Below are 13377 nucleotides of genomic sequence, written 5' to 3'. Positions count from 1 at the left end.
GTGGCACGCGGTCCGCGGTTCTACTTCTCGCTGCGCAGCCCGTACTCGTGGCTGGCCTACCACGACCTGCTGCGCGAGTACCGGGACGTGGCGGACGTGGTCGAGTGGCGGCCGTTCTGGGAGCCCGACGAGCGCAACGAGCGCGCGTTGGCCGACCGCGGCGAGCACTTCCCGTACGCGGCGATGTCCCGCGCGAAGCACTTCTACATCCTCCAGGACGTGGCCAGGCTGGCGGCGGCGCGCGGGCTGGAGCTGACGTGGCCGGTGGACCTCGAGCCCGTGTGGGAGATCCCGCACCTGGGCTACCTGGTGGCGTTGCGCGAAGGGCTGGGGCCGCAGTACATCGCGGCGGCGTACCGGGCGCGGTGGGAGCAGGGGCGTGACATCTGCTCGCGGGACACGGTCGCCTCGATCGCCGTGGAGCTGGGGTTGGACCCCGCGGAGGTGTCGGGCGCGAGCGAGGACCCGGAACTGCGGGCGCGGGGTGTCGAGCTGCTGGTGGACATGTGCCGGGACGGCGCGTTCGGCGTGCCGTTCTTCGTGGACCGGTTCACCCGGTTCTGGGGCGTCGACCGGTTGCCCGACTTCGTCGCGCACGTGCGGTCGAAGCTCGCGCCGGCCACGGCTCTGCCCGCGCCCTCCAGCGCGGTCGGCCTGGGGCGCTCGTCCGACGAGGGCCACGCGGGAGGCTGCGGCTGACCGCCGTCAGCGCAGGCAGGCGAGCGAGTCCGGCGGCTGGGTGCCCACGTAGCGCCGCCACTCGTCGGCGCTCAGGTCGCGCCCGGCCGAGGCGCACGCGGCGCGCACCCACTCCTGCTCGGCGAGGTGCCAGCGGGTCAGCTCGCCGTCGGGTTCGGCGGTGAGCAGGTGACTCGCGTCGGTGCCCGGCGCCACGGCCGTCAACCGCGACACCCCTTGGGAGGGGTGGGGGAGCGGGATCGTGCCCAAGGGCTCGCCCGAGCCCAGGTCGGTGAGCACCAGCACGTGGTCGGCGCGGACGCGAGCGGCCACGCGACCGTCCTGGGTGGCGGCCAGGCCGGGGACCCACCGCCCGGTGGACGGGACCGAGCGGGTCACCGTCGCGCCGTCGCGGTCCCACACCTCGACCGCGGTCGCCCGCTCCACCAGCAGCCGCGCCTCGGTGTGGTGGACCGAGTCAGCGGGACCGCCGGGCAGCTCCCGCGTCGTGCCCGCCGCGACGTCGACCAGCACCACACCGGCCGCCCCCGACACCGCCACCTGCCCGCCGTCGGCGCTGACCGAGGCGCGGTCGGCCTGCACGGGTCGGTTGAGCAGGGAGGTGTCGACGCCGGTCTCGATCACGTCCAGCACCTCTCCCGTGGAGCTGTCGAGCACGTGCACCCGACCGTCCTGGTCGACCAGCACCAGCCGGGCGCCGTCGGCCGAGGCACGGCCGGCCATGAGGTCCTCCAGACCGGGGACGGCGGGCCACTGGTCGAGCATCTCGGCGCCGTCGCGGTCGTAGACGTCCACGGTCCCGCTCGGCGTCGACAGCACCAGCAGGCGGGCGCCGTCGGCGCTCCACACCGGCGCCGCGTCGTAGTCGTCCACCCTCCCGGCCTCGAACCCGGCGAAGACGCCGTCGTCGGCCCCCACCAGGACGTGCCGCTGCGCGACCAGGGCGATCCGGTCCGGTGCCGTCACCAGCCGCGGCGCGCGACAGGCCCGGCAGGTGGTGGGGACGTCGCCGTGCAAGGGCTCGCCGACGCGGGTGTTGCGGGTCAGGTCCCACAGGACGAGGGCGTCGTCGGTGCCGGACACCAGGTGGTCGGAGTCGCCCACGAACGCGAGCGCGTCGGCCCGGCTGTCGTTGCCCGGCAGCCGCCACCGCCTGCCCTGGTCCTGGCCGGAGGTGTCCAGCACGTGAAGGACACCGGTGTGGCCGACCGCGATCCGGTCGCCGTCCGGGCTGATGGCGAGCGACTCGGGGTCGGGCTCGCCGATCGGCAACCGGACGTCCGCCGTGCCGTAGTCCGCCGTCGCGACCCCCTCGGTGCGCCACTGCCAGGTCTCGCCGTCGCGCGACCAGGCGAAGTGGCCGCCGTCGGGGGAGTACCCCACGGCGTGCCCGCCGTCGGCGGGCAGCACGGACACCGGGACGGACCGGCGCACGGCCAGGTCGTCCACCGAGCGGAGCTGCCACTCGGTGGAGGCGAGCACCGCGAGTTCGTCCTCGGACCGCAGCGCCACCTTCTCCGGCCAGTTCGACGTCGTGGACTCGGCGGACCGCCCGGTGCGCCGGTCGTGCACGACCAGCCGGCCCTCGTCGTCGCGGGCGTCACCCGGTTCGAGGCGGTGGGAGAGGAAGGCGACGACCTCGCCGGACGGGGAGATCGCCGCGCTGCCGCGGTTGTGGTCCGCCGGCACCCCGACCTCGGTGACGGCGTCGCGGCCGTCCCAGCGCACCGCGCGCCCCTCGACGAGCACGGCCACCGCGTCGCCGTCGGCGTCGACCGAGAGGTCGACCACCGGGCGGTCGAGCCCGATCTCGGTCCTGGCGCCGTCGACGAGGTCCCACCGCACGACCCGACCGGCGGCGGTGCCCGCCACGGCGACGCGGCCGTCACGCGACGCCGCGACCGAGGTGACCCGGGAGCCCACGTGCAAGTAGCGCTCCAGGTGCGGGCTCGCGGTCAGCACCTGGAACAGCACCGACCTGGTAACCGGCTGCGGATCGGTCCGGTAGGCCTCCACCGCGAGCAGGTGCGCCAGGTCGAGCCGGGTGTCGACGTTGGCCAGGGCGGCGGACGCCAGGCCTCGCGCGGTCGCGATCCGCGCCTCGGCGCGCGCGTTGTCCCGCTGCACGACCGCCAGCACGGCGCCGACCACGGCCAGCACGGCGAGCAGCGCCAACGCCACCACGGCTCCGCGCGCCAATCGCAGGGTCGTGCGGTGACGCCGGATGTCCTCGCCGACCAGGTCGTCCTTCGGAACTCCCCGCACGGTCGCGGCGATGTCGGCGACGCAGTCGCGGAAGCGGGCATCGGTCTGGTCGACGTGCTCCGTGTCGCGCAGCCACCGCAGGTCCACCCAGCGCGGCTCGGTGGCCATCGCGGTCCGCAGCGGGGGCGGCAGCGCCGTGGACTCGTGGTCGGGATCCAGTTCGCCGTCGGTCAGCACCAGCAGGATGCGGTCGGCGGACCGGTTGGCCAGCCACCACTCGACCTCGCGGGCCACCCACACCGACCGCGCGGCCCGCACCGAGGCCATCAGCACCAGCCACCGCGAGGACGCCAGCGCCCGCTCGATCGACCCCCACAGGTCCGGGTCGGCCGACAGGCTCGCGTTGTCCAGGAACACCCGCATCGCGCGCAGCCGGTACCACGGCTTCGCCAGGCGTTGGAGCCCGGTGCGCAGCGCGGGGCCCGACCGCCCGTCACGCGCGTGGCTGTAGCTGATGAACGCGTCGTACTCCGCCCGGTCCGTCACTTCCACCCCCGCGGGTCGTCCACGTCCGATGGTCGGCTCACTGAACAGGAGCAGCTACGCAACAGTGCGGATACAGCCGGGAGCGGACGTGCTCGCACGGCGTGGCGGACCGACCGCCTCTCGGCCGGGTGAAGCGATTAAGCTCTGGCGGTGTGAAGCCGCTGCGCTGGGGTGTCCTCGGGGCCACCGCCCACATCGCCGGCCGGGTGCTGCCCGCGATCCACCGGACGGCGGGCAACGCCGTGGTGGCGGTGGCCGGCCGGGCGGGGCGGCGGGCGGCGGCGCTGGAGGTGGCGCGGCCGTTCGGGGCACGCGTGCACGACGGGTACGACGCGCTGCTGGCCGACCCGGACGTCGACGCCGTGTACATCGCGCTGCCCAACGCACTGCACGTGCCGTGGACGTTGCGCTCGCTCGACGCCGGCAAGCACGTGCTGGTGGAGAAGCCGATGGCGCTGTCCGAAGAGGACTGCGTGCGCGTCGAGCGCGCCGCCGCCGACCTCGTGGTCATGGAGGCGTACATGTACCGCTTCCACCCGCAGCAGCGGCGTGCGGCCGAACTGCTGGCCTCGGGCGAGATCGGCGAGCTGCGGGTGGTGCGGTCGGCGTTCGCGTACCCGACCGCGGTCGAGGGCAACATCCGGTTCGACCCGGCGCTGGGCGGCGGCGCGACGTGGGACGTCGGCTGCTACGCGTTCGACGTGCCGCTGTGGGCGTTCGACGCCGAGCCCCGCGCGGTGCGGGCCCGGTTCCACTCGCGGGAGGTCGACCTGAGCGCGGTGGCCACGCTCGACTTCGGCGACGGCCGCTGGGCCGTGCTGGACTACAGCCTCGAGTACGGTCCGCGCGCGACCTACGAGTTCCAGGGCACGCGCGGCTCGATCTCCGTGCGCAACGCGTGGACCCGGCCCGACGAGGAAGGGCTGATCACGGTCGTCACGCTGGACGGCGTGCGCGACGAGGTCGTGCCCGCGTCCGACGCCTACTCCCACCAGGCCGCCGCGTTCGCCGAGGCGGTCCGGGAGCAGGTCACGCCGCTGGTGTCGCCCGCGCACTCGGCGCGCACCGCCCGGGTGGGCCAGGCGCTCGCGCGGTCGGCCGCGACCGGCGCCGAGGTGGACCTCCGGCGCCGGCCGTGACCCCTCAGTCCAGCGACGCCGCGGCTGCCACCGGCGGGGTCCGCAGCACGTACGCCGTGGACAGCAGGGTCGACAGGAGCGTCAGACCCGTCACCCCGCCCACCACGACCAGGTAGATCGCGATCGGACCCGCCGGCCAGAACGTGCCGTTCAACGCGATGGCGAACGGGACGAGCGTCACCAGGGACACGATCCCGCCCAGGATGATGCCGCCCAGCGCGATCACCACCGACTCGACGCCGACCATCCGCAGGATCTGCCCGTGCGTGGCGCCGATGAGCCGGTGCAGCGCGAACTCGCGCCGTCGTTCACCGGTCGCGATCACCAGGGTGTTCACCAGCGAGATCACCGTGTACGCCAGGATCATGCCGACCAGCAGGTAGTTCACCCACGCGCCGGTCTGCTCGCCGCCGCCGCCCGCGGCCAGCGCCTCTTCGCGGCCGGCGACCCGCAGGTCCGGGTCTCGCTCGATCAGCGGCGCCAGCGCCGACTCGGGCCCCTTGACCAGGATCTGCGACGCCCGGCCGCCGGTGGTGTGCGCGACGACCAGCTCCGCGGGCAGCAGCGCCGCGTCGAACGAGCCCGTGTGCACGGCCGCGACCTCCAGGTCGACCACCGCGCCGTCACCGAGCTTCATCCGGACCGGGTCGCCGACGGCGGCCTCCAGGTCCTCCGCCCAGCCGGTCGGCAGCGCGACCGAGTCGCCGCGCAGGTCGTCCAACGACCCGGCCGTGACGTCCACGTCCATGGTCCGCGTGACACCGCTCGGGGTCACGCCCAGCACGGTGATCTCGTCGTCGCCGTCCTCGTGGTCGGGGAAGTACGCCTCGGTGTCGACCACGGCCGACGCCGCCTCGACGCCCGGCAGCGCGCGCACCTCGTCCACCACCTCCAACGGCACGCCGCCGGTCGAGCTGGTCACCACGGCGTCCGCGCGCAGGCTCGCCGCGAACGCGTCCGTCGCCGCGCCCGCCTGGGTGGTCTGGAGGTAGAGCAACGCGGTGGCCAGGCCCGTGGCGAGCATGACCGGCGTGATGGCGCCGGCCACGCGCACCCGTCGTGCGCCGGTGTTGAGCACCGCGAGGTACCCGGACATGCCCGACAAGGCCCGCACCGGCCAGTGCAGGATCGCGATCAGCACCTTCGCGGCGGCGGGGGAGAGCAGCGCGATGCCCGACGCCCACAGCATCGCCGTGGGACCGGCCGTGCTCGCCGCCACCGGTCCGGACATGACCACCGCGGTGATGATGCTCAACGCCGTGCCGCCGCCCAGGCACAGCAGCGCGAACACCAGCCGCGGCACGCTGAACCAGCGCGTCTGCAGGCCGGCCGCCGTCAACGCCTCGGTCGGCCGGGCCACCGCAGCGGCACGTCCCGCGATGAACGCCGCGATCGTGGCGCTGAGCAACGAGATGCCGACGCCGGCCACCACCGGCACCCAGCCCTGGCGGAACGCCATCGCCCGGGGCGCGACGCCCGCGCCGGACAGCTGCGTCAACAGCCACTCGCCGAGGTAGCCGCTCACCGGCCAGCCCAGCGCGGTCGCGAGCACCGCCACGAACGCCGTCTCGCCGAGCACCAGCCTGCGCAGCTGGCCCGGCGTGGTCCCGATCGCCCGCAGCAGCGCCATCTCGCGGTGCCGCTGCTGCACGGACAGGCCGAGCGTGCCCGCCACCACGAACATCGCCACCATGATCGCCAGACCGCCGAAGACCGCGGACACCGTGATGACCGTCTCGCCGCCGCCCCTGGCGTCGGAGAACTCCGCGAGCCCGCGTTCGTCGCCCGCGAGCACGGCCACGTCCCGACCGGCGACCGCGGCCGTCAGGCCCTCGCGCACGCCGTCGGCCGTCGCGCCCGGTTCCAGCAGCACGCCGAGCAGCTCGACCTCGCCGGGTTTCGCGTACCGGCGCCGTGCCTCGTCGTCGGCGAAGAACACGGCCCTGGCCTCGACCGCCGCCTTGGCGACGCCGACCACCCGGTAGTCGACGTCCGCCGAGCCGATCCGCAACGCGACCGTGCCGCCGACGCCGACGCCGGAGTTCGCGTCCACCACGACCTCGTCGGGTCCTCGCGGGGCGCGGCCCTGGTCCAGCGCGTACGGCGCGAGGCGTGCGCCGGACCAGGTGTGGCCGGTCGCCTCCGCGCCGCCGGGCAGGACCACCGGGAACGCCACGTCGGCCACGACCTCGGCGACACCGTCCACGGCCGAGGCCTTCGCGGCCAGTTCGGCGTCGATCGGGGAACGCTCCAGGTACGACGGATCGCCGGTGACGACCAGCGGCGCCGCCGCGAGCCGTTGCGTCGGGACGTCGTTGCGGATGCCGGTCTCCATCAGCCCGCCGCACGCCATCACGATCGCGGCGCCCAGGAACAGCGCGATGAACGAGGCGGTGAACCCGCCGATCCGGTGGCGCAGGGTGCGCAACGCGAGGCGCAGCATCAGCGCACCCCGCCGGTCGGGTCGCCGGCGGGTTCGTCGGCCCACGCGCCCAGCCGGGTCATGCGCGTGCTGACGGCGTGCGCGGTCGGTGACGTGAGCTCGTCCGCGATCCGGCCGTCGGCGAGGAAGACGACGCGGTCGGCGTGCGCGGCGGCCACCGGGTCGTGCGTCACGATCACCACGGTCTGGCCGCCGTCGCGCACGGCTTGGCGCAGCAGGGCGAGGACTTCGAGCGCGGTGCGGGTGTCGAGCGCGCCGGTCGGCTCGTCGCCGAAGATCACCGCGGGATCGGTGATGAGCGCGCGGGCGAGGGCCACCCGCTGCTGCTGGCCGCCGGACAACTCGCCGGGGCGGTGCGTGCGGCGGTCGGCGAGCCCGACGCGGGCGATGACGTCGTCCACTTGGGAGCGCTTCGGGCGGCGGCCCGCCAGGCGCAGCGGCAGCGCGACGTTCTCCACCACGGTCAGCGCGGGCAGCAGGTTGAACGACTGGAAGACGAAGCCGACGCGCTCGCGGCGTAACCGGGTCAGCTCGCGTTCGCCCAGGCCGGCGATCTCCCGGCCGTCGAGCAGCACGGAGCCCGAGGTCGGCCGGTCGAGGCCGGCGGCGCAGTGCAGCGCGGTGCTCTTGCCGGAGCCGGAGGGACCCATCACCGCGGTGAAGGTGCCCCTCGCGATGCCGAGGGTGACTCCGTCAAGGGCCACTACGCCGTTCCGCTCATTGCCGTATACCTTGCGGACGGAATGCAGTCGGACGACGTCATCCACGCCTTGAATCGGAGGTTGATTCACGTTCTTGCTCCCCATGTGGGACCTATCGGTGTGTGCACGCGTCGCAGACCATACGGACGTGATCACGCGGGCGGCACTGGTGCTGTCCCCCGCACCGCCGGTCGGGCCGGCCGGCGCAACCCGTCCCCGCATCGGTGCGGAGAGCAGGCGTGACCGACTTTTGAGCGGGCACGTGCCGGGACCGTAGCCACCCTTTCCATAATTTCTGTTGAGGACTCAACGAATAGTTGGCCGTCCAGTGAACTACTCCTCTCGCGATGACCCGTGGGGTAGGTTGGGACGGCCGCCCGGCACGAACGAGGTGGGTTCGGGAAATCCCCGAACCCGCCGGAGTTGGTGGACCCCGTGTAACGACACGAAGGGGTTGGATGCATGCACCTGGAGATACGTCATGCCAGGGTGGTCACCACCCTTGCCGAGGCCGGCAGCATCTCGAAGGCCGCGGCGAAGCTGTCCCTGCCCCAACCGAGCCTCACCGCCCAATTGAGACGGATCGAGAAGGCGGTTGGCGGCGACCTGTTCGTGCGTTCGGCCTTCGGGATTACTCCCACGCCGTTGGGGGAGCGATTAATCCCGATGCTGGCGGATCTCGCCACCCGGGCCGACGCGGTGGTCGCGGAGGCGTCCTCGCTGTCCTCCGGAATTCTCCGCATCGGCAACGCCGAATGGACGCCGGTGACGCTGCGGCGGGCGCTGCAGTCGTCGCTGCCCTCCGTGGAGGTGCAGACGGTGACGCTGGACCCGGACCTCGGGGTGGACGCGGTCAGCCGGGGCGAGCTCACCGCGGCGCTCGTGCCCAGCCCGGAGGCGGTGGACGGGGTGCGGGAGCTGGATCCCGCGCTGGCCAAGGAGATCATCGTGCGCGAGCCGATCTGGCTGGCGCTGCCGCGCGACCACGCGCTCGCGCGCAGGACTACGGTGAGCCGAAGGCACATGCTGTCGTTGAGCTGGGTGCACCACGTGCCGGGGCACTGGTTCCACGTCGTCGAGGAGCACCTGTTCCGCAGGCTCGACCACCCCACGCCGGAGGTCATGCACTACGCGGGCGGGCACGCCGAGGCGATGAGCTGGGTGCGTGACGCGGGGGCGGCGGCGTTGGCCACGCCGACCGGGTCCACCTCGGACGTGAGCCTGGTGGCGATGACCGAGCCGTTGCGCAGCAGGATGCTGCTCGTGTGGCGGCCCGGCTCGATCCACCCGAACACGCTGCGGCAGCTGATCGACGCGTTGCGCCGGTACTACTGCGACTACGCCCGCACGATCCCGCGCTACTGGAACTGGATGACCGAGCGCCCGACCGACTTCCCGGAACTGGCCGCGTTCCTGCCCCGGCCGACCCGCTGGTGGCCGCGCGACTCGGCCGGCGACCACCAACCGTCCCAACCCTCCCGCACCGCCGCCACCTGACCACCCCGCGTGTCGAACCCCCAGCCCGCGTGAGTCCTACGTTCAGGCCTCGAGAGTCCTACGTTCACGACCCGTGAGTTCAACGCTCAGACGCCCGCGCGGCGACCTGAGCGTTGAATTCAGGGTGTCTGAACGTAGGACTCTCGCGACGCGAACGTAGGACTCTCGCGGTCTGGGGGTAGGACTCGCGGCGGTCAGCGGAGTGTCAGCACGGTGTCAGCGGGCCTTGCGAACCTTGATCCGGCAACGGGCCAGGGCTAGCGAGGAGGACGCACATGACGGCGTTGGTGGCGGTCTCGAGTCACCTGCCGGAGACGGTGGCCGTCGCGGACCTCAAGGAGCCGCTCGGCCTCGACGACCAGCAGGTGCGCCGGTTCACCCGGCTCTACGGCCTCGACCGGATCTGCAAGTCCGACCTGTCCGAGGCGCAGCTGCTGATCGCGGCGGCCGAGAAGCTCGACGGGCTGCGCGGCCAGGAGGACCGGGTCCGCTACCTCATCCGCGCCAAGGGCATGCGCACCTCCGCGCCCTACCCGCTCAGCCCCGTGCACGAGGTACGCGAGGCGCTGAACCTGCGGCACGCGAAGACCCTCTCGGTCGCCGACCACGGCTGCGCCACCGGCCTGCTCGCCCTGGACGTGGCCGGCACGCTGCTGGCCGCCGACGGCGACCCCGACGCGCTGGCGCTGATCCTGGCCGGCGACAAGACGTTCACGCCGTTCACCCAGTGGGTCCGCGACACGTCGATCATGGGCGAGGGCATGGCCGCGATCCTGGTGGCCGCCGACGGCGACCGCGACCACGTGCGCGGCTACGCCAGCCGCATCCACGGCCGCGACGACGGCGTGATCGACCTGACCCCGGAGATCGCCAAGGACGCCCGCCGCATCTACCAGGACGCGCTGGCCGACGTCGTCGGCGCGGCCACCGAGGAGGCGGGCATCGGCGTCGCCGACCTCGACCTCGTGCTGCCCCACAACGTCAACCGCGTGTCGTGGACGGTCGCGGCGAAGAACCTCGGCCTGCCCAACGACCGGTTCTTCCTGGACAACCTCGGCGCCACCGGCCACTGCTTCTGCGCCGACCCGTTCATCAACTACCAGACGGTGACGGAGCTCGGCCTGCTCAAGCCCGGCGACAAGTACCTGATGACGGCCGCCGGCCTCGGTCAGACGTTCGCCGCGATGGTCCTGGAGCACTGACATGGCCCGGAGCACTGACATGGACGAACCGGACTTCACCCGCCGGCTCAAGACGGCGCTGCTCGGCACGCCGGACGCCTCGCTCGCGTTCCTCGGCAACTTCGAGGTCGAGGAGCGGTGGGCGCTCGGCGAGCACACCCTGCCCCGGCTGTCGGCCGAGAGCGGCGCGGCCGTGGTCAACCACATGGACGAGTTCGCGCTCCTGCTGGCCGGCGGCGACGACCACGTCGTGCTCAAGGCCGCCCCCGACCCCGTCTACCTGGCCTACCTCACCGAGCTGGGCATCGACCTGCCCACCGTGCACGTGGTGGCCGACTCCGACCCCCGCCGCACGGTCACCGCCGACGCCCTCGCCGACACCGCGACGGTGAAGGCGCTGGCCGGGCTCGCCGAACGGGGCGTGCGGCTGACCGCGCACGGCGTGTCCGACCTCGAAGTCGAGCTGGCCGAGCGCACCGGCATGGCGTTGGCCGCGCCGGACGCCGTGACGTGCAAAGCGGTCAACAGCAAGGTCTACAGCCGACGCGCGGCCGACGAGCTGGGTCTGCGGCAGCCCGCCGGGTGGGCCTGCGAGACCGTGGACGAGCTGCGCGAGGCGTTCGAGCGGGCACGCGGGCTGATCGCGGACGGCCGCAAGGTCGTGGTGAAGGAGGCGTTGGGCGTCTCCGGCAAGGGCATCGCGGTGCTGGGGAGCGAACGCCGGATGGACCGGCTGCTCGGCCTGGTCGCCAAGCAGGTGGAGAAGTCCGGCCGACCGCGGCTCGCGTTCGTGGTCGAGGAGTGGGTCGCCAAGCGCGCCGACCTCAACTACCAGTTCACCGTGGCCCGCGGCGGCGACGTGCGGTTCGACTTCGTCAAGGAGCTGCACACCGAAGGTGGCGTCCACAAAGGGCACCGGATGCCCGCGCGGCTGGCCGCGGGCCAGGTCGCCGAGCTCACCGAGACCGCGCACCGGCTGGGCAAGAAGCTCGCCGCGGACGGCTACTTCGGCGTGGTCGGCGTGGACGCGATGGTCGACCCCGACGACGGCCTCTACCCCGTCGTCGAGATCAACGCCCGCAACAACATGTCCACCTACCAGGCACGCGTGCAGGAGCGGTTCGTCGGCGCGGGGCAGATCGCGCTGGCCCGGCACTACCCCGTGCGGCTGCGCCGAGGGCTGCCGTTCGCCGAGGTCCGCGAGCTGCTGCGCGGCCTGCTGCTCGACCGGGCCGGCGGCACCGGCCTGCTGGTCAACAACTTCGCCACGGTCAACGCGGGCCACCGCGCCGACTCGGCGTTCGACGGGCGGCTCTACGGCCTGCTCGTCGCGTCGTCGGACGAGGAGCTGCGCAGCGTGGACGACGACATCACCTCCCGATTGGAGGCGCGACCGTGAGCGCTGAGTTCGAGGTGCAGGGCATCGGGATCACCGAGATCGCCGAACGGCACGGCACACCCCTGTACCTGTACGACGGCGAGGAGCTGGAGTCCCGGGTGGACGGGCTCAAGGAGCTGCTGCACCCGCGGCTGGAGTTCTTCTTCTCCCTCAAGTCGAACCCCAACATCGGCGTGCTGTCCGTGCTGCACGCCCGGGGCGCGCGGGCCGAGGTGTCGTCGATGGCCGAGCTGGTCACCGCGCGCCGCGCCGGCGTCGACCCGGCCGACATCATCTTCCTCGGACCGGGCAAGAGCGCCGACGAGCTGGCCGCCTGCCTGGACGAGGGCGTCTACGCGATCGTGTGCGAGTCGTTCGGCGAGCTGGCGCTGATCGAGGAGTTCGCCGCGCTGCGCGGGGTGCGCGCGCCGGTCGCGCTGCGGGTCAACCCCAGCTTCGCGGTCAAGGGCTCCGGCCTGACCATGGGCGGCAAGCCGCGCCAGTTCGGCATCGACGAGTCGCAGCTGTTCGCGTCCGACGACCTCGTGGCACGGCACCCGAACGTCCGGTTCATGGGCGTGCAGGTCTACATGGGCACCCGCATCCTGTCCGAGGAGGCGGTCGCCGAGAACACCGAGCGGATCTTCGAGCTGGCCGACCGGCTGGCCGGGCACCTCGGCATCCCGCTGGAGCTGGTCGACATCGGCGGCGGCCTCGGCGTGGCCTACTTCGACGGCGAACGCGACCTCGACCTCGACCTGCTCGCCGCCCGCGTCAACCCGATCATCGGCGGCTTCGCCGACCGGCACCCCGACACGCGGCTGGTGATGGAACTCGGCCGGTACCTCACCGCCACGTCCGGCACGTACGTCGTGCGCGTCCGGTACGTGAAGGAGTCGATGGGGGAGAAGTTCGCGGTCGCCGACGGCGGCACGAACCACCACATGGCGGCGGTGGGCATCGGGTCGTTCGTCAAGCGGAACTTCCCCATGCGGGTGCTCAACCGGATCGACGAGCCCGCCACCGAGAGCTGGCACGTCACCGGACCGCTGTGCACGCCCAACGACACCCTCGGCAAGAAGGTCGAGCTGCCGCCCGTCCGGCCGGGCGACCTCGTCGGTGTGCTGCGCTCCGGCGCCTACGGCCCGACCGCCTCGCCGGTGCTGTTCCTCAGCCACGGCTACCCGGCGGAAGTGCTCGTCCACGGCGGGCGCGCGCACCTGGTGCGCACCCGTGACGAGACCGAGGACCTGCTGCGCCACCAACACCTCCCCGACCTCGCCGCCGCCACGGCTCTCACCGAAGGAACCGCATCATGAGCGAATCCACCACCGACGCCACCCACGAGCGGATCGTCGGCGCCATCACCGCCGTCCTGGCCCAGGTGCTGGACTACGAGCTGCCGGAGCTGACCGAGCAGTCCCGGCTGTTCGACGAGCTCGGCCTCGACTCGACCGGCGTCTTCGAGCTGCTGATGCAGCTGGAGGAGGCGCTGGAGGTCGAGTTCGACACCGACAACCTGGAGATGGCGCACTTCGAGACGGTCCGCTCGCTGGCCGACTTCGTCGCCGCGGAAATGGACCGCTAG

Annotated in this window: 10 protein-coding genes; 7 read left to right on the top strand and 3 right to left on the bottom strand. The window is 72.9% G+C overall.

The window, feature by feature from the left end:
- A complete protein-coding gene (locus tag AB0H12_RS25865; protein ID WP_499626048.1) occupies positions 1-699 on the top strand; it encodes a 2-hydroxychromene-2-carboxylate isomerase in 699 nt (232 codons plus the stop codon).
- A 6-nt stretch (positions 700-705) separates the two neighbouring features.
- Here the strand turns inward: AB0H12_RS25865 and AB0H12_RS25860 are convergent, their stop codons facing one another.
- Positions 706-3456, bottom strand: a complete 2751-nt coding sequence (locus tag AB0H12_RS25860) for a hypothetical protein (RefSeq protein WP_499626046.1) — start codon at positions 3454-3456, stop codon at positions 706-708.
- A 146-nt stretch (positions 3457-3602) separates the two neighbouring features.
- On the opposite strand from AB0H12_RS25860, the gene AB0H12_RS25855 reads away from it, so the two are divergent.
- A complete protein-coding gene (locus AB0H12_RS25855) occupies positions 3603-4589 on the top strand; it encodes a Gfo/Idh/MocA family protein (protein ID WP_499626044.1) in 987 nt (328 codons plus the stop codon).
- A 4-nt stretch (positions 4590-4593) separates the two neighbouring features.
- Here the strand turns inward: AB0H12_RS25855 and AB0H12_RS25850 are convergent, their stop codons facing one another.
- Positions 4594-7032 (bottom strand): FtsX-like permease family protein, encoded by a 2439-nt coding sequence (locus AB0H12_RS25850; RefSeq protein WP_499626042.1) that lies wholly within the window; start codon positions 7030-7032, stop codon positions 4594-4596.
- Entirely contained in the window at positions 7032-7838 is an 807-nt protein-coding gene (locus AB0H12_RS25845) for an ABC transporter ATP-binding protein (RefSeq protein ID WP_499626040.1), read from the bottom strand. The genes AB0H12_RS25850 and AB0H12_RS25845 overlap by 1 nt, the downstream gene beginning before the upstream one ends.
- 357 nt (positions 7839-8195) lie before the next feature.
- On the opposite strand from AB0H12_RS25845, the gene AB0H12_RS25840 reads away from it, so the two are divergent.
- From AB0H12_RS25840 to AB0H12_RS25820, 5 genes are all read left to right on the top strand, one after another.
- On the top strand, positions 8196-9230 hold the full coding sequence (locus AB0H12_RS25840) for a LysR family transcriptional regulator (RefSeq protein ID WP_499626039.1): 1035 nt from the start codon (positions 8196-8198) through the stop codon (positions 9228-9230).
- A gap of 275 nt (positions 9231-9505) precedes the next feature.
- Positions 9506-10432, top strand: a complete 927-nt coding sequence (locus tag AB0H12_RS25835) for a 3-oxoacyl-[acyl-carrier-protein] synthase III C-terminal domain-containing protein (RefSeq protein ID WP_499626037.1) — start codon at positions 9506-9508, stop codon at positions 10430-10432.
- Between the two features lies 1 nt (position 10433).
- On the top strand, positions 10434-11810 hold the full coding sequence (locus AB0H12_RS25830) for a preATP grasp domain-containing protein (RefSeq protein ID WP_499626036.1): 1377 nt from the start codon (positions 10434-10436) through the stop codon (positions 11808-11810).
- On the top strand, positions 11807-13108 hold the full coding sequence (locus AB0H12_RS25825) for a type III PLP-dependent enzyme (RefSeq protein ID WP_499626033.1): 1302 nt from the start codon (positions 11807-11809) through the stop codon (positions 13106-13108). Before AB0H12_RS25830 ends, AB0H12_RS25825 begins: the two co-directional genes overlap by 4 nt.
- The gene (locus tag AB0H12_RS25820) at positions 13105-13377 is read left to right on the top strand and encodes an acyl carrier protein (protein WP_499626032.1); all 273 of its coding nucleotides are present in this window, start codon (positions 13105-13107) and stop codon (positions 13375-13377) included. The genes AB0H12_RS25825 and AB0H12_RS25820 overlap by 4 nt, the downstream gene beginning before the upstream one ends.

The organism is Actinosynnema sp. NPDC023794 (assembly GCF_040639675.1).
Taxonomy (GTDB): Bacteria; Actinomycetota; Actinomycetes; order Mycobacteriales; family Pseudonocardiaceae; genus Actinosynnema; species Actinosynnema luteola.
This window is presented reverse-complemented; position numbering and strand designations above follow the sequence as displayed.